This window comes from Streptomyces sp. NPDC013455 (assembly GCF_040632975.1).
GTDB lineage: Bacteria > Actinomycetota > Actinomycetes > Streptomycetales > Streptomycetaceae > Streptomyces.
The window spans coordinates 93,779-115,145 of record NZ_JBEYCX010000023.1; the positions used below are offsets into that span (position 1 = coordinate 93,779).

The 21,367-nt window shown below is 74.2% G+C and carries 14 protein-coding genes, 2 tRNA genes and 2 pseudogenes; 4 read left to right on the plus strand and 14 right to left on the minus strand.

Annotation, left to right across the window (positions count from 1 at the left end):
• Positions 1 to 43 precede the first annotated feature (43 nt).
• The 7 genes from ABZ576_RS29605 to ABZ576_RS29635 all read right to left on the minus strand — a co-directional run bounded on the left by ABZ576_RS29605 (position 44) and on the right by ABZ576_RS29635 (position 7,874).
• A complete protein-coding gene (locus ABZ576_RS29605; protein WP_360747390.1) occupies positions 44 to 2,197 on the minus strand; it encodes a glycosyltransferase family 39 protein in 2,154 nt (717 codons plus the stop codon).
• On the minus strand, positions 2,194 to 3,675 hold the full coding sequence (locus ABZ576_RS29610) for a bifunctional glycosyltransferase family 2/GtrA family protein (protein WP_360747393.1): 1,482 nt from the start codon (positions 3,673 to 3,675) through the stop codon (positions 2,194 to 2,196). The genes ABZ576_RS29605 and ABZ576_RS29610 overlap by 4 nt, the downstream gene beginning before the upstream one ends.
• A gap of 14 nt (positions 3,676 to 3,689) precedes the next feature.
• Positions 3,690 to 5,279, minus strand: a complete 1,590-nt coding sequence (locus ABZ576_RS29615; protein WP_360747396.1) for a HAMP domain-containing sensor histidine kinase — start codon at positions 5,277 to 5,279, stop codon at positions 3,690 to 3,692.
• Complete coding sequence (locus ABZ576_RS29620) at positions 5,276 to 6,016, minus strand: response regulator transcription factor (RefSeq protein ID WP_360747399.1); 741 nt, start codon at positions 6,014 to 6,016, stop codon at positions 5,276 to 5,278. The genes ABZ576_RS29615 and ABZ576_RS29620 overlap by 4 nt, the downstream gene beginning before the upstream one ends.
• Positions 6,017 to 6,251: 235 nt before the next feature.
• Positions 6,252 to 6,479 (minus strand): hypothetical protein, encoded by a 228-nt coding sequence (locus ABZ576_RS29625; RefSeq protein WP_360747403.1) that lies wholly within the window; start codon positions 6,477 to 6,479, stop codon positions 6,252 to 6,254.
• Positions 6,480 to 6,543: 64 nt separating this feature from the next.
• The gene (locus ABZ576_RS29630; protein WP_360747406.1) at positions 6,544 to 7,416 is read right to left on the minus strand and encodes a DUF2797 domain-containing protein; all 873 of its coding nucleotides are present in this window, start codon (positions 7,414 to 7,416) and stop codon (positions 6,544 to 6,546) included.
• Between the two features lie 86 nt (positions 7,417 to 7,502).
• Positions 7,503 to 7,874 carry an HGxxPAAW family protein gene (locus ABZ576_RS29635; RefSeq protein WP_360747409.1) on the minus strand — a complete coding sequence of 124 codons (372 nt, stop codon included), beginning with the start codon at positions 7,872 to 7,874 and terminating at the stop codon, positions 7,503 to 7,505.
• 83 nt (positions 7,875 to 7,957) lie between these two features.
• On the opposite strand from ABZ576_RS29635, the gene ABZ576_RS29640 reads away from it, so the two are divergent.
• Positions 7,958 to 8,449, plus strand: coding sequence for a helix-turn-helix domain-containing protein (locus tag ABZ576_RS29640; RefSeq protein ID WP_360747412.1), 492 nt, complete (start codon positions 7,958 to 7,960; stop codon positions 8,447 to 8,449).
• Positions 8,450 to 8,852: 403 nt separating this feature from the next.
• Here the strand turns inward: ABZ576_RS29640 and ABZ576_RS29645 are convergent.
• From ABZ576_RS29645 to ABZ576_RS29660, 4 genes and pseudogenes are all read right to left on the minus strand, one after another.
• Positions 8,853 to 9,059: pseudogene (locus ABZ576_RS29645) on the minus strand (NUDIX domain-containing protein); the annotation flags it as partial.
• A 2-nt stretch (positions 9,060 to 9,061) separates the two neighbouring features.
• Positions 9,062 to 9,181, minus strand: a pseudogene (locus ABZ576_RS29650) (XRE family transcriptional regulator); the annotation flags it as partial.
• Positions 9,182 to 9,493: 312 nt separating this feature from the next.
• A tRNA-Arg gene (locus ABZ576_RS29655) sits at positions 9,494 to 9,566 on the minus strand.
• A gap of 203 nt (positions 9,567 to 9,769) precedes the next feature.
• Positions 9,770 to 9,860, minus strand: a tRNA-Ser gene (locus ABZ576_RS29660).
• Positions 9,861 to 10,026: 166 nt separating this feature from the next.
• Between ABZ576_RS29660 and ABZ576_RS29665 the strand changes: the two genes are divergently transcribed.
• Positions 10,027 to 10,518, plus strand: a complete 492-nt coding sequence (locus ABZ576_RS29665; protein WP_360747415.1) for an SSI family serine proteinase inhibitor — start codon at positions 10,027 to 10,029, stop codon at positions 10,516 to 10,518.
• Positions 10,519 to 10,756: 238 nt separating this feature from the next.
• Positions 10,757 to 16,234: a PAS domain-containing protein gene (locus ABZ576_RS29670; protein ID WP_360747418.1), complete on the plus strand. Its 5,478-nt coding sequence runs from the start codon at positions 10,757 to 10,759 to the stop codon at positions 16,232 to 16,234.
• Positions 16,235 to 16,338: 104 nt separating this feature from the next.
• Here the strand turns inward: ABZ576_RS29670 and ABZ576_RS29675 are convergent, their stop codons facing one another.
• Positions 16,339 to 16,920 carry a TetR family transcriptional regulator gene (locus tag ABZ576_RS29675; protein WP_360747421.1) on the minus strand — a complete coding sequence of 194 codons (582 nt, stop codon included), beginning with the start codon at positions 16,918 to 16,920 and terminating at the stop codon, positions 16,339 to 16,341.
• Between the two features lie 133 nt (positions 16,921 to 17,053).
• On the opposite strand from ABZ576_RS29675, the gene ABZ576_RS29680 reads away from it, so the two are divergent.
• Positions 17,054 to 18,268, plus strand: coding sequence for an MFS transporter (locus ABZ576_RS29680; RefSeq protein WP_360747424.1), 1,215 nt, complete (start codon positions 17,054 to 17,056; stop codon positions 18,266 to 18,268).
• A gap of 227 nt (positions 18,269 to 18,495) precedes the next feature.
• On the opposite strand, the gene ABZ576_RS29685 is transcribed toward ABZ576_RS29680, so the two are convergent.
• Both ABZ576_RS29685 and ABZ576_RS29690 read right to left on the minus strand, forming a co-directional pair.
• Entirely contained in the window at positions 18,496 to 20,151 is a 1,656-nt protein-coding gene (locus ABZ576_RS29685) for a long-chain fatty acid--CoA ligase (RefSeq protein WP_360747427.1), read from the minus strand.
• Between the two features lie 172 nt (positions 20,152 to 20,323).
• Positions 20,324 to 20,917: a SigE family RNA polymerase sigma factor gene (locus ABZ576_RS29690; RefSeq protein WP_360747430.1), complete on the minus strand. Its 594-nt coding sequence runs from the start codon at positions 20,915 to 20,917 to the stop codon at positions 20,324 to 20,326.
• Between the last annotated feature and the right edge of the window lie 450 nt (positions 20,918 to 21,367).

Genomic DNA, 21,367 nt, shown 5'->3' on the forward strand with positions numbered 1-21,367 from the left:
ACACCGTATAGCGATCGCTATACGGTGTACAACGCGGTTTCCGTCAGCCGGCCTTCCTCTGCGTGAGGTCGTAGAACGTGGCGGAGCCGGCCGTCACCTTCTTGAAGGTGCTCTGCACCCACGAGCTGATCCGGGAGGCGGTTCCGCTGTCGCCGCCCATGCCACCGCCCATGCCGCCACCGGCGATGAAGTAGTGGATCCTCCCTTGCTCGACGTACTTCTTGAACTGGGCGAGGGTCGGGGACGGGTCGGTGCCGTTGAAGCCGCCGATCGCCATCACCGCCTTGCCCGTGGCGAGCTGGTAGCCGGCCGCGTTCTGGGAACCGATCGAGGCGGCGGCCCAGGTGTAGTCGGAGGCGTCCTCCTCCAGCAGCTTCCTCGCCTCGGCGGAGACGCTCGCGCCGTTGAGCAGGCCGCCGGCGCCGCCGCCCGTGCCGCCCTCGCCCGTCCGGCCGCCACCGGGGAAGCCGTTGCCCTGCCGGCCGCCCGGCGGCGCCGCAGCGGTGCCGCCGCCGCCCGGCAGTCCGCCGCCGGCGCCGCCACCGCCCGGGAAGCCGTTGCCCTGCTGCCCCTGCTGCCCCTGCTGGTTCCGGCCGGGTGCAGCGCCGCCGAAGCCGTCCGGCGCGCGGCCGGGACCGCCGCCCCGGCCGCCCATCACGCTCGCACCCGCCGGGCCGGCCGTGACGATCGAGCCGGTGTGGCCCTCCTGGAGGGTGCTCAGGGTGTACGCCGCCGGACCGGCCAGCGCGGCCACCAGGCCCGCCGCCGCCGCACCGAGCGCGAGCCGCCGGGGGATCCGGCCCGCGAAGACCAGGCCGAACGCGGCCGCCAGCCCGCCGACCAGGACCAGCCACCTCAGCCACGGCAGATAGTCGGGCGTGCGGTCGAGCAGGACGTACCCCCAGGCCGCCGCCGCGACCACGGACGCGGCGAGCGTGACCGCCGCCCACGGCTCCCGCCGCCGCTCCCACAGCAGCCCGGCGCCCATGCCGGTCACGGCGGCGAGATAGGGGGCGAGGGCCACGGTGTAGTACTGGTGGAAGATGCCCGCCATGTAGCTGAAGACCACCATGGTCGTCAGCAGTGAGCCGCCCCAGACCAGGAACGAGGCCCGGGTGACGGACGTCCGCTCCAGCTTCCGGGTGGCCACGAGCCCGGCGGCCAGCAGGATCAGCGCGGCCGGCAGCAGCCAGGAGATCTGGCCGCCCACCTCGGAGTTGAACATCCGGTCCCAGCCGGTCTCGCCCCACTGGCCGCCGCCACCGCCACCGCCACCGCCACCGCCGACGCTGCCGGTCTCGTCGCCGTTGAGCCGGCCGAGGCCGTTGTAGCCGAAGGTCAGCTCCAGGAAGCTGTTGCTCTGCGAGCCGCCGATGTACGGGCGGGACGAGGCCGGCCACAGCTCGACGATCGCGACCCACCAGCCGCCGGAGACGACCAGCGCGAGCGTCGCCGCGGCCAGCTGCGCGAACCGCTTGCGCACCGGCACCGGCGCGCACACCGCGTACACGACCGCGAGCGGCGGCAGGATCAGGAACGCCTGGAGGGTCTTGGCGAGGAACGCGAAACCGACCGCGGCCCCGGCCCACAGCAGCCACTTCGTGCGCCCGTCCTCCAGCGCCCGGACGACGAGGTGGCAGGCCACCGCCATCAGCAGGGCCAGCATGGCGTCCGGGTTGTTGAACCGGAACATCAGCGCGGCCACGGGCGTGAGCGCGAGCACCGCACCCGCGATCAGGCCGGCCCCGGGGCTGAACCGGCGGCGCACGGCCGCGTACACGACACCGACGCTCGCCACGCCCATCAGCACCTCGGGGGCGAGGATCGCCCAGGAGTGGAGGCCGAAGAGGCGCACCGACAGCTCCATCGGCCACAGCGAGGCCGGCGGCTTGTCGACGGTGATGGCGTTGCCCGCGTCCAGCGAACCGAAGAAGAACGCCTTCCAGGAGGTGCTGCCCGCCTGGACGGCCGCCGAGTAGAAGGAGTTGGCGTAACCGGAGGCGGTGAGGTTGCAGAGGTAGAGCAGGAGGGTGGCGGTGAGCAGGCCGAGGAAGGCCGGGCGCACCCAGCGCGGGTCCTCGGGGCGGCCGCGCCACAGCACACGGACGAACGGCTGCTTCGGGGCGCCGGCTCCGGGCGCCCGCGGGGGTGCGGCGGGCGGCGGTCCCCCGACGGTCGTGTCGGTCATCGGGGTCATCGGGCGTCCTCCGGGTCGGTGGTGTGCCGAGGGCGCACCGGCTGCAGCCGCACGGTGGCGTCGGTGAGGTGGGTGGCGTGGGTCTGCTCGTGCGGCCGCTGGTACGCCTGCCGCTCGTGCGCCCGCTGGTCCGGCACCGGGCGCTGCGGCAGCGGTGCGTGCGGGACCGGCGCGCGGTACGCCGGCGTGGACGGGGCGGGCGCGGCGGCGGCCGGGAAGGAGGCGGCCGGACCGGCCTCCCGGTGGTCCGGGAAGACCCAGGCGCGGAACAGCAGGAACCGCAGCACGGTCGCCGCGAGGTTGGCGGCGACGAGCACCGCCAGCTCGGTGGAGTGCGCCGGACTGGCGCTGGCCGCGTTCAGGGCGGCCAGCGAGCCGCTGGTCAGGGCCAGGCCGATACCGAACACGACCAGGCCCTGGGCCTGGTGCCGGACCGCTCCGCCCCGCCCGCGCACCCCGAAGGTGAGCCGGCGGTTGGCGGCCGTGTTGGCCACGGCGGAGACCAGCAGCGCGAGCCCGTTGGCGACCTGCGAGCCGGTGAACTGCCGGAAGGCGCTGTACAGCAGCAGGTAGAAGAGGGTGGACAGCACGCCGACCACGCAGAACCCGACCAGCTGGCGGGCCAGCCCCCCGGGCACGTCGGTCAGCTCGCGGTCGCGCGGATCGTCACCGAAGGGCCGGGCCAGCCGGTCCAGCGGCAGCGAGCCGGTGGCCAGCGCCCTGCCGACCCGCCACACGCCCCTGAGGTCGTCGGTGGCCGTCCGCACGATGTGCACGGTGGAGTCGGGGTCGTCGACCCAGTCGACCGGCACCTCGTGGATCCTGAGGCCCGCCCGCTCGGCGAGCACCAGCATCTCGGTGTCGAAGAACCAGCCGGTGTCCTCCACCAGCGGCAGCAGCACCCGGGCCACGTCCCGCCGGATCGCCTTGAAGCCGCACTGGGCGTCGGAGAAGCGGGCCTGGAGCGAACCGCGCAGGATCAGGTTGTAGGCCCGGCTGACGAACTCCCGCTTGGGGCCGCGCACGACCCGGGAGGTGCGGGCGAGCCGGGACCCGATCGCCAGGTCGGAGTGGCCGGAGATCAGCGGCGCCACCAGCGGAAGCAGGGCGTTGAGGTCGGTGGACAGGTCGACGTCCATGTAGGCGAGGATCGGCGCCTCGGACGCCGACCACACGGTCCGCAGCGCCCGGCCGCGCCCCTTCTGCTCCAGGCGGACGCCGGCGACCTCGGGGATCTCCGCCTCCAGCCGCGCCGCCACCAGCGGGGTGGTGTCCGTGGACGCGTTGTCCGCGATCGTGATGCGGAACGCGTACGGGAAGGTTCGCGTGAGGTGCTCGTGCAGTCTGCGGACGCACGGCTGGAGGTCCTTCTCCTCGTTGTAGACGGGGATCACTACGTCCAGGACAGGCGTTCCGGCGTCTGTGGCCGGGAGGTGCTCCCGCGCCGGCAGGGTGCCGGGAGAAGAGTCGGTTCGCATGGCACTGACTTTCGTCAGCCGCCCTGTCGCGCCCATGTGGCGGCACTGTGCTGTGCCTGTGAGTGCTGTCGCCGGTTCGTCGCGCCGCCGTGCGGCGGGGCGGGCGCGGGCAGGTGCACCGTGAAGAGGGTGCGCCCGGGCGCGCTGTCGACGGTCACGGCACCGCCGTGCGCGGTGGCGACGGCCTGCACGATCGCGAGCCCCAGGCCCGTCGAGCCGGTCGCCCGGGAGCGTGCCGAGTCGCCGCGCGCGAACCGTTCGAAGACGTGCGGAAGCAGGTCGGGCGGGATGCCGGGACCGTTGTCCTCGACGTCCACGCACAGCCACGGACCGCGCCGCTGCACCCGGGCGGTGACCGTCGTACCGGGTGGGGTGTGGTTGCGGGCGTTGGCGAGGAGGTTGACCAGCACCTGCTGCAGGCGTGCCGCGTCCGCCGACACCAGCGCCGGCTCGTCGGGCAGGTCGAGGCGCCAGTTGTGGTCCATGCCGGCCGCGCGGGCGTCGCTGACGGTGTCCACGACGAGGGGTACGAGATCGGTCTGCTCGAACCGGAGGGGTCGGCCGGCGTCCAGACGCGCGAGCAGCAGCAGGTCCTCCACGAGCAGCGTCATCCGCCCGGCCTCGGACTCGATGCGCCCCAGGGCGTGCCTGGTGTCCGGGCCGACCTGTTCCCTGCCGCGCCGGGTCAGCTCGGCGTACCCCCGGATGGAGGCGAGGGGGGTGCGCAGCTCATGGCTGGCGTCCGCGACGAACTGCCGTACCCGCGTCTCGCTCTGCTGGCGGGAGTGCAGGGCGGCGTGGACGTGGTCCAGCATCCGGTTCAGCGCGGCGCCGACCTGGCCGACCTCGGTGTGCGGGTCGGTCTCGGACTCGGGGACGCGTTCGCTGAGCTCGACCTCGCCGGTGTGCAGGGGGAGTTCGGAGACGCGGGTGGCGGTGGCGGCGACCTTGCGCAGGGGGCGGGTGGCGACGCCGACGATGACGAAGCCGGCGAGACAGGCGGCGAGCAGTCCCGCCGCCGTGACACAGACCTCCACGACGATGAGGGTGTCGATGTTGTCGTCGACGTCCTTGGTGGGCAGGGCCACGTAGTAGGTGCCCTCGGCTCCGACGACGTACCGCACGAGGTACTCGCCCAGGCCGGGGACATCGACGGTGTGCGTGCCCGGGGCGGGCGCCGCCTTGGCCAGCGCGGCCTTCTGCTCGGCGCTGAGGGCGACGGCGTCGTTGCGCTGGAAGGGCCCGTTGTCGGCGGAGGCGTGCTGGGCGATGACCGCGCGGGTGACCGTGCCGTCGGTGCCGACCTCGGCGGCGATGGTCTTCGGCTGCGTCGGCCCCTTGACGAAGCCGGTGAGCCTGTCCGTCAGCCCGGAGTCGTTCATGCCGCCGGGCTTCATGGGCCCCGACAGACGCTTGCCGGCCTCCTCGACCTGCCCGTCCAACTGGTCGTACAGGTGCGAGCGCAGCGCCAGCGTCGTCACCGTGCCGATCACCGCGCACACCACCGCGATCAGCACCACGGACGCGACGACGAGCCGCGTCCGCAGGGTGCGCGGCCGACCCACCCGCCGCCGCTGCCTGCGCGGCCGCCGTCGTCCGCTCACGACACGGCGGGCTTGATCAGGTAACCGGCACCACGCCGGGTGTGGATCATCGGCTCGCGTCCGGCGTCTATCTTCCGCCGCAGGTAGGAGATGTACAGCTCCACCACGTTGGCCTGCCCGCCGAAGTCGTACGACCACACGCGGTCCAGGATCTGCGCCTTGCTGAGCACCCGCCGGGGGTTGCGCATGAGGAAGCGCAGCAGCTCGAACTCGGTGGCGGTGAGGTGGATGGACTCCCCGGCCCGCGCGACCTCGTGGCTGTCCTCGTCGAGGGTCAGGTCCCCGACGACGAGCACGGAGTCGGACCGCCGGTCGGCGGCGCCGGAGCGCCGGATGAGTCCCCGCAGCCGCGCGACCACCTCCTCCAGGCTGAACGGCTTGGTGACGTAGTCGTCCCCGCCCGCGGTGAGCCCGGCGATGCGGTCCTCGACCGCGTCCTTGGCGGTGAGGAAGAGGACGGGCACGTCCGGCAGCTCGCGCCGCAGCCGCCCGAGGACGGTCAGCCCGTCCATGTCCGGCAGCATCATGTCGAGTACGACGGCGTCGGGCCGGAACTCACGGGCCGTCCGGATGGCCCCCTGCCCGTCCCCCGCACTCCTGATCTGCCAGCCCTCGTAGCGGAGGGCCATGCTCAGCAGTTCGGTGATCGACAGCTCGTCGTCCACCACAAGCACTCGGACGGGGCTCCCGTCCGGCCTCAGCAGTTCGGTGCGCCCCTGGGGCGAGGTCGTGGTCATGGTGGACACCTTGTCCGCGTCCTCTGAGAACACGCTTTCACGAATCTGTGATTTTCCTGAGAAACACACAGGCGGCTCTCAGGGAACACCTGGGAAGCGCTTCAGGAAGCCTGGGCGTCGGGGGTTCGGGAGACCGCAAGGCTTGAAGGGCCGGACGGACTCGGGGAGTTGGGCGGGGCTTGGAGGGTTGTGCGGGGCTCGGAGGGCCGGGCGGGCTCGGAGGGCCAGGGGCGCTTCAGGGCCTTCGGGGGCGCTGGAAGGAGTGAGCGTGCTCCACGCGGGCGATGTGGATCGCGTACCGCTCGTACCACCGCTCCCGCCCGCGCCGCTTGGCCGCGACGTGTTCGGGATGCCGCCGCCACCGCTCGATCCCGTCGAGGTCCCTGAAGTAGGCGACGCTGATGGAGAGTCCGCCCGGGGTGTGGGCGAAGTCCTCACCGAGGAAGCCGGGGACGTCCCGCACGAACCGGGAGAGGTGCTCGGCGGCCCGCCGGTATCCGCCGGCGTCCTTCCGCCCTCCCCGGGCCTCAGAACAGCCCGTCCGGCTCCCGCCTGAACTCCCGCACGGGAAAAGAGCATCCGGGCGCCGCAGATCCGGCGGGCAGCAGTTCCCAGCCGGCCATCAGCCGGGTGTCGAGCACGACCACCCCGCGTCCGCCGACCGCCAGGTGCAGATCGGGCCCGGCGGCCGCGACCAGCTCCCCGCCCACGGCCCCGCCCGGCACCAGCTCCACGACCTCACCGCGCGCCGCGGGCGCGCCGTCGAGGCCGAAAGCCGTCAGCTGGTCGACGACCCGGCAGGGCTCCGGCCGCAGGGACTCCGGCCACCCGGCGAGGGCCACGGCCCGCGCGTGCAGATCCCGCACCTCGGCGGCGCGCTCCGCCTCCGTCCCCGGCAGCGCCGACCGCACCGCCCGCTTCTCCGCGTACGGGATCCGGTCCGGCACCCGCAGTGCGGCCCGCAGCAGTTCCTCGGTGCGCCGCGCGGCCATCAGCGGGCCGGTGCCGAGCCAGCTGAAGCAGACGGCGCCCTGCTCCAGCAGGCGGGCCGGGCCGCGCTCCAGCGCGGTGATGCCGACCTTCACCATCCCCGGCCCGAACCACGCCAGGTACACCCGGTACGGCCGAGGGTCGTCCGCGAGGGCGTCGGCGGCCACGGAGTGCGCCCGGTCCAGCCGCGCGCACTCCTCGCACCGGGCCCCCGTGCTCCGCCCCGGCACGGCGGCCCGCACCGGGCAGGCGTGCCCCCGCGCGCCCACGCACGTCCGCCGGCCCCCGTCCGGCACCGCGAAGGCGACCCGTTTCCCCCGGGGCAGCGCACTGCGCGACCCGCCGTCCCACTCCAGCGCCGGCCCATGCGCCGACCAGCGCAGGCCCGAGCACGTCCACACGTGTGCCATCCCTCGCGAGGGTACGGGGTGGGTACGACACCCGGCTCGGGCTGAGCGGAGGGCCGCGGTGGGGTACCGGCTCCGGGGCCGCTCGCTCACTCGGCAGGTGCCACCGGTACCGGTTCGGCCGCGACCGCATCCGGCACCGAGGCGGGCCCGGGCCCCTCGGTCCGCCGCCCCCGCCCGGCGAGCCGGCAGCCGACGCACCCGTCGTGGCCCTCCCGCGCCCCCGAGTCCCGGACCCGCATCCCCCACTGGTCGCGCGGCCGCACACCCGGAGGCTTGCCCCAGCCGGAGAGGTGCAGAACCCAGGTCACCAGGACGCTCGCCGCCACGACGGCCAGACCGGCGGCGACGACCGGGAGCGAGGCCGTGCACACCCCCAGCCCCGCCACCGAACCGCCCACCGTCGCGATGCCGACGCCGGTCCAGCCGGCGACCGTGTGACCCTCGTCGTACAGACTCATGGAGCCCCCTCCGGGAACCAGTTTCTCTCACGAGCTAAGAGATTTACCACCCGAATATCTCACGACCTAAGGGATTACGACAGATGCACGGCACGCCGCGCCCGCCCGCCACTCCGGCCCAGGCGTTGTCGGCGATGGATCACCTCATCGCCGCCCACCTCATCGGACAGCAGGAGCTGGCCCGGCGGCTGGGCCTGAACGTCACCGACCTGACCTGCTTCGCCTTCGTCCTGGAGGCGGGGGACGACCTGCTGACGGCGGGCGACCTCGCGGCCCGCGCCCACGTCACGACGGGCGCGGTGACCGGCATCCTCAACCGCCTCGAACGCGCCGGCTACGTCACCCGCCGCCCGGACCCCACGGACCGCCGCCGGGTGCGCGTGGCCGCCGTACCGGCCGCCGTCGCCCAGGTCGAGGCGGTGTACGCGGGCCACTACAAGCGGCTGACGGCCCTGTTCTCCGACTACTCCCCGGAGGAACTGGCGATCATCACCGACTGGTTCACCCGGGCCACGGACCTGGCCCACGAATACCTGGAGAAACTGAACCGGAACGACCCGGCGGAGGAATGCTGAACGCATCCACGCCCCCCCTGGTGGGCATCCGGAGGACGCTCCCACGAAGGAGGTCCGATGCCCACCGCCATCCCCCTCGCCTACAAGGGGCTCGAGTTGATGCCCACGTGGTTCGCGGTCGTAGTCGCCGTACTGGCCGCGATCGGCATCGTCCTGGCCTGTAAGCGGGGACGCTGACGAGACGGCCGCTGCGGTCGCCGTAATGGCTGCCGCACTCGGCTGCCGCACTCGGCTGCCGCACTCGGCTGCCGCACTCGGCTGCCGTACTTGGCTGCCGTACGGATCAGCCACCAGCCGATGCTGCGGGTCGGGTGCCGTTCGCTCAGCTCACCGGGCGTCAGTCTGCCAAGCGATCCCGCCGGTCGCTCCCTTGGCGCCGCCGACGTCGATGCGGACCGGCAGCAGTTTCTTCCTTTACTTCGCGGACGGCTGTTCCCGGGAGTGAGTCGGTCATCTCCATGCCGCCGCCGGGTAGCGCCCAGAGATCGTTGTCCCGTCGACGCTGAAGGAGTACGCGCCCTTCGCCGTCGGTGACCACGGCGGACGCGGCGACCACCAGGCTGTTCGGCTCCGGTGCCGCTGGGTCGTCGTAGTACTCGGTCCGTGCCATGGTCACCCTTCTCGAACCGGCGTCGCGGTTTCCCAGACCGCGTCGAAGCTGCCGGCGTAGGTGTCGAACATGCCGCCCTTGCCGCTGCGCCGGAGATGCCACACGGGAGCACCGTAGACGTCCTCGCTCGCGAAGATCCGTTCTTCCTCGTCTGGGTGCCGGTCCTCTGCCTCGGCCTGCGGCGCGGTGAGGTCCTGGGCCCGACCTGGAGGCCGAACGACTCCGAGAGCGGTGAGCTGTACGTGGATCACCGGGTCCGGCGTGCGGGCCGGCAGATCCTCCGCCCGGAGACCAAAACGGATCCGGCTCTGCGGGGCGGTCCGCCCGCGCACCTCACCGCGGCGGTGCTCGGCCCGTTCCCGCTGCTGTACTTCGCTGCGGTACGCCCGTGAAACGCAAGAGGCCCCGGATCTCTCCGGGGCCTCTCGTCTGTGTGCACTCGGCAGGATTCGAACCTGCAACCTTCTGATCCGTAGTCAGATGCTCTATCCGTTAAGCTACGAGTGCTTGTTCTTTTGTTTTGCCCCCGCTCCCGGTCCTTTCGGCCCGCTCGCGGCGACAGGAAGAACATTACATGACTGCCGCCGTCATGTGAAATCCGATCCGCACACCCCTTGTGACCTGCGAAAACGTCGCGGGGCGGGGGGATGGCGCCATGAGCCGGGGAACGCCGAAGCCCCGGTCCTGGGAACCGGGGCTTCGGGATCGGGCGGAGGCGGAGGGATTTGAACCCTCGATGGGCTTTAAGGCCCAAACCGCATTAGCAGTGCGGCGCCATAGACCGGACTAGGCGACGCCTCCAGCACAACCGCTCACGCGAGCGCGCGATCGGTGCGTGCAGATGATGACACAGTGGAGACCCGCGTCACCAATCGCCCCCCACGGTACTAGGCACTCGCCCCGCAGAGCAAAGGGCTTCGCCCGGCGGGGCGCGCAACGTCTCGGGGGCTTCCGCGTTGGACAGGGCATGGACTCTCTCCTGCCGGTCACCGGGTGGCGCCTCCTCATGGCGTCCCTCGCCACCGCCGCTTCCCTCGTCCCGCTCACCGCCGTACCCGCCGCCGCGGCCGGCGCCATGCCGCCGCCCGTCCGGCCCGAGGACCGGGGTGATCACCTCACCGTCGTGGTCCGGCACGCCGGAGCCGGGCGGGACGGCACGTACGAGGTGTCATGCCACCCCGCCGCCGGCCGTCACCCGGACCTCGCCGGGGCCTGCCGGGTGCTGGACCGCGGCACGCGGTGGGGGCGTGACCCCTTCGCGCCCGTGGCATCCGGCACCACCTGCACCATGCTCTACGGCGGCCCGGCCACCGCCCATGTCACCGGCACCTGGGCCGGACGCCCGGTCGACGCCTCGTACAGCCGCGGCGACGGGTGCGAGACCGGGCGGTGGGACCGGATGGTGCCCCTTCTGCCGGACATGGGCGCGTCCGCTCGGGACGGGGTGGCCGGCCCGTAGGGCGGGGTGATCGGGGTGCTGGGCGGAAGCAGCGGTTCCGTAAAGGTCCGGAGAAGGTATCGGGTAGCCGGACCATATGGTGATGCGCTCGCCGTCACTTCCTCGTGGGACCTCCCCCTCATCCGGCGCCGCGAGCGCGAGCCGTGCCCTTAGACTCCCTCGCGTGACACGTCGCGGGCCGGTTGGCAAGATGGCCCGAGCGGTCGGCAAGGTGCGGTAACAGGGAGGAAGGCGTCTCGTGAGCAGCAGGCCATCCCGAGGCGCTGCTCGCCTCGCAGCCATACTCGACGCGCTGCCTGACGCGTTGGTCCTGGTCAACGCCAACGGAACCGTCGTCAACGCCAACACCATCGCGCTCGAGGCCTTCGAGGCGCCCGGTACCGCGCTCGTGGGCCGTGGCCTGCTCGACCTGCTGCCCGAATTCGACTCCCGGCTGATCCCCGGGTCCATGCGGCGCCCCGATCACATGGATCCCACCGGGCGGACCAAACCGACCCGGATGGTCGCGCGGCGGACCGACGGCAGCGAGTTCCCGGTCGAGGTCACCAGCGCGAACCTGGAGAACGGGCAGCAGGCGTACGACGGTTACGGCTACACCGGCGACGAGCTGCTGATGATCGTGGTCCGGGACCTGTCCGGGACCGTCGACACCGAGGCGGAGCTGGCCCGGTCGCAGCGGCAGACCGAGATGATCCTGCGGGCCGCGGCGGAAGGTGTCGTGGGCACCGACACCGACGGGCGGATCGTGCTCGTCAACCCGGCCGCCGCCCAGATACTGGGCTACCGCGCCGGTGAACTGGGCGGCAAGGAGCTGCACACCCTGGTGCTGCACTCGCGAGCCGACGGTTCGCCGTTCCCGTACGAGGAGTCGCCGCTCGCCGACACCCTCCGCTCCGGGCGCAAGCACCGGGTGCGCGGGCAGGTGCTGTGGTCCAAGGGCGACCGGAAGGTTCCGGTCGATCTGACCACCGCTCCGGTGCGGGACGGGGACCAGCTCGTCGGCGCCGTGATGACCTTCACCGACCGCCGGCCGTTCGACGCCCTGGTGGAGGAGAAGGAGGCGCTGGAGAAGGCGCACGCCGAGGAGCTGGAGCGGCTCTCCGAGGAACACGCCTCCGATCTGACCGCACTGCGCCAGCAGCACGTCACCGAGCTGGAGGAGCTGCGCGAGAAACAGGCGGAGGAGCTGGCGGCCGGCGAGGAGCGGTACGCGGCGCTGGCCGAGCGGGAGAAGGACCGGTACGAGGCCCTCGCCGGACGGCACGAGCAGCTGCTCACCCTGCTCGGGCAGTCGCTGCGCGGTCCGCTGGACGAGCTGCGGCGCGAGCTGTCCACGCTGGCCGCCGACGACGCCGGACAGCTGTGGCCCGAGGCCAACCAGGTTCTGCACCACCTGTCCGCCGGGTACTCGCGGATCACCACCCTCATCGACAACGTCCTCGGCTACCAGCGGCTGGACACCGGCACCGACGACATCACCCGGACGAAGGTGATGCTCGACGCCGTCGTCGCCGCCGGGGTGGACGGGGCCGTCGAGCTGATCGGGCCGGGGCGGGTGCAGTTCGCCGTCCACGCGCCGCCCATCGAGGCCGAGGTCGACCCGCAGCGGCTCGCCACCGCGCTCGCGCACCTCGTGGCGGACGTCGCCGGGGTCGACGCCACCGGCAACACGCCCGTCTCCGCGGGCGGTTACCTGGACAACACCGTCGTGGTCGCCGCCGCCCAGCGCGGTGAGGTCGCCCGGATCGAGGTACGCGGGCCGTACGCCGGCGGGGACCCGGTGCACGAGCCGATCGTGCGCGGCATCGTGCGCGCCCACGGAGGCGTGCTCCAGACGCACGAGGTGCCGGGCATGAGCGGCAGCGCGTACGTCCTCGAGGTACCGCTCGGCGGCGGTGCGGGAGCGGTCACCGCGGGTGCCGTGGGTGCCGTGGGTGCCGCGGGTGCCGCGGGCGCGGTGGGTGCCGTGGGCGCGGTGGGTGCCGTGGGTGCCGGCGAGGGTTCGGACGCCCCGCTCGCCGGTCGGCTCCCGGCCCCCGGTGAGGTCCCCGTGGACGACACCGGTACGGCCGAACAGGGTGCCGGCGGTCGGCGGCGGGCCCGGCGGGCCTCCACGGACGCCTTCCTGGACAGTGACGTGGCCGGCGCGGCCGACGCCGGTGAGGCGGAGGCGCCCGTGCCGACCGGGCGGCGCCGGCGGCGGGCCGCAGCGCCCGCCGAGCAGCCTGCCGCGGTTCCGGCCGAGGGCGCGGAGTCCGCGTCCGGCGGCACCGGGAGGCGCCGCGGGCGCCCCGCCGAGAGCGGCGCCGCCCAGGGCACGGGCTCCGGTGCGGGCACGGGCGAGGACGTGGCCGAGGGCGCCGTGGTGACCGCGGCCGAGCAGGGCACGGGGGCAGCCGCCTCGGGTACGGGGCTGGGTGGCACCGTGCCGCCGCAGGGCGTCCCCGCGCCCATGGGGCGGCGCGCCCGCCGTGACCCCGGCACTCCTCAGGCCGCCCTGCCGCCGGCGCTTCCGGCGGCCGGCAGCACGCCGGGGCCGGCCCCGCAGGCCGTTCCGCTTCCGGGCGCCGAGGCCGCTCAGGCGGGTCCAGGGGCTCCGGGAGCCCCGGTGGTGCCGGCCCAAGGTGGCGAGGCGGTCCCGGCCGAGGGCGCGCAGCCGTCCGGGCGGCGCCGACGGGCGCTGGCCGCCGCGGCGGAGCGGGCCGCGGCGCAGGAGGCGGGCGGTGCCCGCACGGTCTTCGCCCTGCCGCCGGCCGAGGCCGACCGGTCCCCGCAGACCGCCGACCCGGCGGCCGGAGTCCCGCTGGGCGGCACCCCGGCCCAGCCCACGGATCCGAGCACCGGTGGGGCCGCTCCGGCTCAGGCCACGGACCCGAGCGCCGGTGGGGCCATCCCGGTGACTCCGGGCGCCGGTAGCGCCGTACCCGCACCGCCGAACGCCGGTACGGCCGGAGCGCCCGTGTCTCCGGGCTCCGCCGCCGGGGTGCCGGTGCCTCCCGGCGCCGGTACCGCCGTCCCCGGGGTTCCGGGCGCCGGCACGGCCGTGCCCGCGGTCTCCCCTCCGGGTACGGCGATGCCCGCAGCCCCCGGCACCGGCACCGGCACCGGCATGCCCGTGGCCCCGGGCACGGGTGTGCCCACGGGTGCGGACGCCGGTGTCGCGGTGCCGCCGCATGCCGTGGGCCCGAACTCCGCCGCACCCGTCCCGCCGGGCGGCACCCCCGCCCCCGCCCACCCCGTCGCTCCCGGCGCCTCTGCCCCGCCCGCTCCGAGCGCGGCCGGCCCCGCCGAGGGCGGTCCGCACGCCGGCGGCGGTGTGCAGGCCGGTGGTCCGCAGGCGAGTGGTCCGCAGCCGAGTGGTCCGCAGGCCGGTGCCCTTCCGCTGCCCGGGCAGGTGCAGGTACCCGCCCAGATGCCGATGTCCGTGCCAGGGGTCGGGGCGGTTCCGGGCGGCCCGATCGGCCCGGCGGTCCCGGTAGGCACGCAGGCCGCGGGCACCCCGGGTGTCGCGGGGACCCCGCAGGCCGCGGCGGCCTCCGGTGTCGCGAACACCCCGGGCGTCGCGGTGGCCCCCGGTGTCGTCGGCGGCCCCGGCGTCGCCGGCCCCGCCGGTGACGACGGCCGCCACGACGCCGTACCGCTCGACCAGGCCGAGGACCACACCCCGCCGCAGCCGCACCCCACCAGCGCCCCGACCGGCCGGCGCCGCCGGGCCGTGGCCCAGCCGGCCGAGGGCGCCCAGGCGGGCGTGGTGCCGGGGGCCGTACCCGGGCAGACCCCGCCCGGTACGGTGCCGGCCGCTCCGGGCCAACACCCGCAGACCGCGGCCGTACCGCCGGTTCCCGGCCAGACAACCCCGGCGCACGGCATCCCGGCGCAGGGCACCGCCGGGCAGCACACCCCCGCCCACGGAACCCCCGGCACCCCCGGCACCCCCGGCACCCCCGGCACCCACGGCACCCACGGCACCCACGGGCAGGGGATCCCCGCACAGGCCGGTCCCGTGCCGCCCGCGGGACAGTCGGCCGGCATGCCTCCGGTTGCCGTACCGGCGGATCCCGCCGCCCCGTCCGCTCCCGCCCCGGGGGCCCCGGCGCAGCCCGTGCCGGGCGCACAGGTCCCGCAGTCCCCGGCCGTACCCGCGCAGGGCGCCGCCGGACAGCACACCCCCGCCCACGGAACCCCCGGACAGGCCGTACCGGTGCCGGGCGCCCAGCCGGGCACTCCGCCCGCCGGCACTCCGGTGCCCCCGGGCGGGCTGCCGTTGCCCGCGGAGAACGGGCAGACGCCCCCGGCCGGCGTTCCCCAGCAATGGCCGGGTGCCGCTGGCACCACGGGCACGGGAACGCCCGCTCCGGCGGCCGGCAACCCTGCGGGCGGCAACCCTGCGGGCGGCGCCGGCACCCCGGCGGGCGGCACCCCGCTCGCCGCCGCTCCCGTCGGCACGCAGCCGGTGCAGCCGGGGCAGCCGGGGCGTTCGGCGCGGCTCGCGCAGCCGTTGCCCGCCGAGGCGGCGGGCGGTGCGCCGGTCGACCCGGACTCGACTCAGGGGCGGGCGATCAGCGTGCGCACGCTCGGGCAGGGTGTGCCGTTCGCCCGGCAGGCCGCCCAGGTGCAGCAGCCGATGACGACTCCGCCGCCGCACGCGCCGGGCGGTTCGGGCAGGCGCCGCAAGCTCGGCACGCCGCCCGACCCGGCGGCGCGCCCGGATCAGGCGGCCCGGCCGCACCCGTCGGCCGAAGCGGCGCCCGCGCAGCCGTCGCCCGCCGGGCAGCCGCCCGCGGCGCAGTCCGCCCCGGGCGGACCGGCACCCGTGCCGCAGCCCTCGCTCGCCGGGCAGTCCCGGCTCGCCCCGGGCACCGAGGGGGCCGGGCGGTCGTACGCCATAGGCGCGCCGGAGCCCGACGCCGCCGAGGGGCCGGAGCCGCTGGACGGTCCCGGCGGAGCCGTGGAGGTGTCCGACACCCCGCGTCCCCAGCCGCTGGACGACGAGCTGCCCCCGGAGCCGCTGGACAACCCGCGCCGGCTGCTGGTGTGGCCCGCGCCGGACGTGACGACGCAGCAGGCGCTCAGCGACCGCGGTTACCGGCCGGTCATCGTGCACTCGCGCGAGGAGGTCGACGCGCAGATCGCGGCCTTCCCCGCCGCGCTGTTCGTGGACCCGCTGACCGGGCCCATCACCCGCACGGCGCTCCAGTCGCTGCGCCAGGCGGCGGTCGCGGCCGAGGTCCCGGTGCTGGTCACGGCCGGGCTCGGGCAGGCGACGCGGGAGGCGGCGTACGGCGCCGACCCCGCCGTCCTGCTGAAGGCGCTGGCCCCCCGGGACAGCGAGCAGCATCCGCCGCGCGTGCTGCTGATCGAGGAGCACGCGGAGATAGCGCTGGCGCTGACCGCGACACTGGAGCGGCGCGGGATGCAGGTGGCGCGGGCCGCGAACGACACCGACGCGGTGACGCTGGCGGGACAGTTCCGGCCGAACCTCGTGGTGATGGACCTGATGCAGGTGCACCGCCGGCGGGCCGGGATCGTGGACTGGCTGCGCGCGAACGGGCAGCTCAACCGGACCCCGCTGGTCGTCTACACCGCCGCCGTCGACCAGGCCGACCTGCCCCGGCTGGCCTCGGGCGAGACGGTGCTGTTCCTCGCCGAGCGGTCGACGAGCACCGAGGTGCAGAGCAGGATCGTGGATCTGCTGGCCCGGATCGGGACCAACTAGGCCCGGCCCTGGTCAGCAGCTGGGCCCGGCCCTGGTCAGCAGCTGGGCCCGGCCCTGGTCAGCAGCTGGGCCCGGCCCCGGTCAGCAACCAGGCCCGGCCCTGGTCAGCGGGCGAACAGTCTGCGGGCCGCCTCCTTGATGGAGGCCCGCAGGCGGTCGCGGTCGCTGTCCTCGGGGCCGGCGAGGATGCGCCGCATCTGCGGGACCACGGTCATCCAGTTGGTCAGTGCGGTGAGCAGGATCAGCAGGTCACCGGCCGGGATGGCGTCCGTGATGACGCCCCGGGCCTGGCCGTCCTCGATCGCGGTGACCTTGCGGGCGTAGTGGTCCTGGCGGGCCGCCTCGTCGGGCAGTTCGGCGCTGCCGTACTCGATGCCCTCCCAGAAGAGCAGGCGCAGCAGCTCGGGGTGGGTGGCGTGGTAGTCGAGGAGGCGGTCGACCCAGCCGTCGATGTCGTCGGGGTCGACGGGGACCGCCGCCGCGAGGTCGACCATGCAGGTGCCGAGGACCTGGGTGAAGAGCTCCGCCTTGTTGCCGAAGTAGGCGTAGATCAGCTGCTTGTTGGCCTTGGCGTCGGAGGCGATGCGGTCGATGCGGGCGCCGGCGATGCCGTGCCGGGCGAACTCGCCGACCGCCGCCTCGAAGATGCGGGCCTTGGTGGCCTCGGGGTCCCTCACTGCTGCCATGCGGACAGGGTAGGACGCGACCATCAGGTAACCAACTGTTTGGTTGACGGGAATGAGAGGGCCGGGCACGCTGTTGGAGTAATCCAACCAACCAGTTGGTTGTGTGAGTCGGCTCTAAGGAGTACTCCCGCTCATGCCGTCAGCCACCACCACCCGCCAGGCACGCGTGACCCGGCTCCCCGCCCGCGAGCGCTCCGCCTCCGGCTCCCTCTTCCTGCTGCTCATCGCCGTCTGCACCGCCGTCACGGCGGCCAACATCTACCTCGCGGCCCCGCTGCTCCCGCTGATCGCCGACGACTTCGGCACCGTCCCGTCGGCCGTCGCCTGGATCGCCTCGGTCGCCCAGCTCGGCTACGCCGCCGGCCTGCTCTTCTTCGCGCCGCTCGGCGACCGCGTCGACCGCCGCCGGCTCGTCGCCGGCCTCTCCGTGGCCACCACGCTCGCGCTGCTCGTCGCGGCCGTGGCCCCGGGCTCCGCGGCGCTGGCCGCCGCCGTGTTCGTCGCCGCCGCGGCGACCGTCATACCGCAGCTGCTCGTGCCGCTGGTGGCCGCGCGCGCTCCGGCCGACCGGCGCGCGCGGCACGTCGCGGCCGTCATCGCCGGGCTGTTCACCGGCATCGTCGCGGCCCGCGTCCTCGGTGGTCTGACCGGGCAGGCCCTCGGCTGGCGCTGGGTGTTCGGCGGCTCCGCCGTCCTGACCCTCGCCCTGGGGCTGGCCACCGCCGCGGCCCTGCCGGCCGAGCGGCGCGTACGGCAGGGCGGGCTGTTCTCGGGCCTGGCCGAGCTGCCGGGGGTACTGCGCCGCTCGCCCGAGCTGCGGCGGGCGTGCCTGCGGCAGGCGGGGATGTTCGGCGCCTGGAGTGCCCTGTGGACCTCGCTGGCGCTGCTGCTGACCGGGCCCGCGTACGGCCTGTCCACCGCGACCGCCGGGCTCTTCGGTCTCTTCGGCCTGACCGCCAGCGCGGTGGCGCCGCTGGCCGGCGGTCTGGTGGACCGGTTCGGGGCCGCCCGGGTCGTCGGCACCGCCTATGTGCTGGCCGCCGTCGCCGTACCGCTGTTCTGGCTCGGCGGGCAGCGGCTGCCGGCCCTGTTCGCCGCCGCCGTCGCGATCCACGCGGCCCTGGTCGCCTCCCATGTCGCCAACCAGACGCTGGCCCTGACCACGACCTCCACGCCGGCCACCGCCAACACGGCCTACGTCGTCTCCGGCTTCGCCGGCGGTGCCCTCGCCTCGCTGGCCGCGGGCCCCGCCTTCGGCCACTGGGGCTGGGGCGGGGTGTGCGCGGTGGCGGGCGCGTGGCTGGCACTCGGCTGGGGCGCGACGGCGGCGCGGGCCGGACGGCGGTGAGTACGGCCGGCCCCGGCCGACGGCGAGTACGGCCACCCGACCGGTCCTCGGACCGACGGTGACGATGACGGCACGGCCGGCCCAGGCCCGACGGTGAGACGACCGCACGACCGGCCCCGCTCGACGGCGGGGACGGCCGCCCGGCCGGGGCGGACCAACGGTGAGTACGGCCGCCCGGCCGGGACCCGTACGGCGGTGCGCAGGGGCGGCCGGGCAGGCCGTCCGGGTCAGAGGCTGGTGACCTTCAGTTCCCCGTCGGCGTACTGCCGGCGCAGTACCTTCTTGTCGAACTTGCCCACGCTGGTCTTCGGCACCGACTCGACCACCGTCCAGCGCTCGGGCAGCTGCCACTTGGCGATGCTGCCCTCCTCGGCGAGGAAGGTGCGCAGGGTCTCGAAGTCGGCGGTCGCGCCCGGCCGGAGGACGACCGTGGCCAGCGGGCGCTCGCCCCACTTGTCGTCGGGGACGGCGACCACGGCGGCCTCGGCGACGTCCGGGTGGGCCATCAGCGCGTTCTCCAGCTCCACCGAGGAGATCCACTCGCCGCCGGACTTGATGACGTCCTTGGCGCGGTCGGTGAGGGTGAGGAAGCCGTCCGGGGAGATGGTGCCGACGTCGCCCGTCTTCAGCCAGCCGTCCTCGCTGAACTTGTCGGCGGGGCGCAGCGGCTCGGCGTTCGGGCCGTTGTAGTAGGCGCCCGCGATCCAGGGGCCGCGCACCTCCAGCTCACCCGCCGATTCGCCGTCCCAGGGCAGCCGTTCCCCGCCCGGGCCGGTCAGCCGGCCCTCGACGCTCGTCGGGAAGCGGCCCTGGGTGATGCGGTAGGCGAACTCCTCGTCGGTGCCGATCGCATGGGCCGGCGGGCGGGACACCGTGCCCAGCGGGGACGTCTCCGTCATTCCCCAGGCGTGCCTGACGCGCATGCCGAGCCGGTCGAAGGCCGCCATCAGCGACGGCGGACAGGCCGCGCCGCCGATCGTGACCTGGCCGAGGAAGGACACGTCCCGGGGGCGGGCGGTCAGTTCGCCGAGCAGGCCCTGCCAGATGGTGGGGACGGCCGCCGCGTGGGAGGGCCGTTCGCGCTCGATCATCTCGGCGAGCGGCGCGGGCTGGAGGAAGCGGTCCGGCATCAGCATGTTGACGCCGGTCATGAAGGTGGCGTGCGGCAGGCCCCAGGCGTTGACGTGGAACTGCGGCACCACGACCAGCGAGGTGTCCTCGTCGGTCAGACCCATCGACTGGGTCATGTTCACCTGCATCGAGTGCAGGTAGATGGAGCGGTGGCTGTAGACCACGCCCTTGGGGTCGCCGGTGGTGCCGGAGGTGTAGCACATGGCGGCGGCCTGGCGTTCGTCCAGCTCGGGCCAGTCGTAGGCGGTGGGGCGGCCCGCGAGCAGCTCCTCGTACTCGTGCACCCGTACGCCCGCGGCGGCGAGCGGCGTGCGGTCGCCGGGACCGGTGACGACGACGTGCTCCACCGTCGGCAGCTGGGGCAGCAGCGGTGCGAGCAGGGGGACGAGGGAGCCGTTGACGAGGACGACCTTGTCGGCCGCGTGGTTGACGATCCACACCAGCTGCTCGGCGGGCAGCCGCAGGTTGAGCGTGTGCAGCACCGCGCCCATGGAGGGGATCGCGAAGTACGCCTCGACGTGCTCGGCGTTGTTCCACATCAGCGTGGCCACCCGGTCGTCGGCGGCCACCCCCAGCTCGTCCCGCAGCGCGTGCGCCAGCTGGGCGCTGCGGGTACCGATCTCGGCGAAGGTACGCCGGTGCGGCTCGGCCTCCCCTGTCCAGGTGGTCACCCGCGACGAGCCGTGGACCGTCGACCCGTGAGTCAGGATCCTGGAGATCAGCAGCGGTACGTCCTGCATCGTGCTCAGCACGGCGTCCTCCCGGGCGACATTGCCTACGCGGTAGTAAGGGCTGCGCAGATTCTGCGCACATACCGCGTGGTATGTCACTAGGGGGAGAGAAATTGTGTCCCAGGGGGTGCCGACAACGCGGCGCGGCGCGGTGCCAGACGCCGGGAGCCCCGGATGATCGGTGAGACACCCCCTAGCGCGCCAGCTCGAGCTCGGGGTCCTCGCGCAGCTTGCCGAGGGCCCGCGACACCGCCGACTTCACCGTGCCCACCGAAACCCCGAGCACCTCGGCGGTCTGGGCCTCGCTGAGGTCCTCGTAGTAGCGCAGGACGACCATCGCCCGCTGCCGCGCCGGCAGCCGCAGGACGGCCCGCCACATGGCGTCACGCAGCGCCTGCCGCTCGGCCGGGTCGTCGACGCCCGGCACGGGCTCCGGCTCGGGCAGCTCGTCGCAGGCGAACTCGTCCACTCTGCGCTTGCGCCACTGCGAGGTCCGCGTGTTCAGCAGCGCCCTGCGCACATAACCGTCGAGCGCCCGCTGGTCCTCGATCCGCTCCCACGCCATGTAGGTCTTGGCGAGCGCGGTCTGGAGCAGGTCCTCGGCGTCGCACGGGTTCGCGGTCAGCGAGCGGGCGGTGCGCAGCAGGACCGGCTGGCGGGCCCGCACGTAGGACGCGAACGACGGATAGGCGGGGGTCGCCCCGTTCGGGCGGTGCCGGGGGTGCGGGCGGGTCTGCCGCCCGGGTGCGGCGGAGGCCGAGGCGCTGGTGCAGACGGGTGTGGTCATGGCTCCACGCTAGGAGCGGGGCCCCCCGCGCGGATCGGCCGCAGGTCCCGAAGCGGAGTCCCCCTCAGGTTGTAGGGGTGGGGCTGGCTCCACCTCCTGAAGGTGGAGTGCGACCCGGTCCCGACTGGGGGGCGACCCTGGTCCGGGTGCGGGTCCGAGCGGGTCGTGACGCGCGTGCGACCCCGAGGGTACGGCCCCGGCAGCGCACTTCCAAGGACCCGCGGGTGCCCGCCGAAGTTGCCTGACGGTTAATCAGATGCGGCGCGGTGTCCAGGGGATGCGGTGAGGCGTCGTGGCCGGCCTACTCACAGACCCGTCCGCCCCCTGGCGGCGGAACGCCGGCGCGGCGGCACCTTTCCAATAATTCCTAGGGATAATACAACAATAAGTATCCAACGAAACATTTTTATATCACCTACCTATTTACAAAAAATATGTTTACCAATTTTT

Bases quoted from the DNA above. Each gene is read 5' to 3' on its own strand.
- ABZ576_RS29605 (WP_360747390.1), bottom strand. From the start codon at position 2,197: ATGACCCCGATGACCGACACGACCGTCGGGGGACCGCCGCCCGCCGCA.
- ABZ576_RS29610 (WP_360747393.1), bottom strand. From the start codon at position 3,675: ATGCGAACCGACTCTTCTCCCGGCACCCTGCCGGCGCGGGAGCACCTC.
- ABZ576_RS29620 (WP_360747399.1), bottom strand. From the start codon at position 6,016: ATGACCACGACCTCGCCCCAGGGGCGCACCGAACTGCTGAGGCCGGAC.
- ABZ576_RS29630 (WP_360747406.1), bottom strand. From the start codon at position 7,416: ATGGCACACGTGTGGACGTGCTCGGGCCTGCGCTGGTCGGCGCATGGG.
- ABZ576_RS29635 (WP_360747409.1), bottom strand. From the start codon at position 7,874: ATGAGTCTGTACGACGAGGGTCACACGGTCGCCGGCTGGACCGGCGTC.
- ABZ576_RS29640 (WP_360747412.1), top strand. From the start codon at position 7,958: ATGCACGGCACGCCGCGCCCGCCCGCCACTCCGGCCCAGGCGTTGTCG.
- ABZ576_RS29665 (WP_360747415.1), top strand. From the start codon at position 10,027: ATGGACTCTCTCCTGCCGGTCACCGGGTGGCGCCTCCTCATGGCGTCC.
- ABZ576_RS29675 (WP_360747421.1), bottom strand. From the start codon at position 16,920: ATGGCAGCAGTGAGGGACCCCGAGGCCACCAAGGCCCGCATCTTCGAG.
- ABZ576_RS29680 (WP_360747424.1), top strand. From the start codon at position 17,054: ATGCCGTCAGCCACCACCACCCGCCAGGCACGCGTGACCCGGCTCCCC.
- ABZ576_RS29690 (WP_360747430.1), bottom strand. From the start codon at position 20,917: ATGACCACACCCGTCTGCACCAGCGCCTCGGCCTCCGCCGCACCCGGG.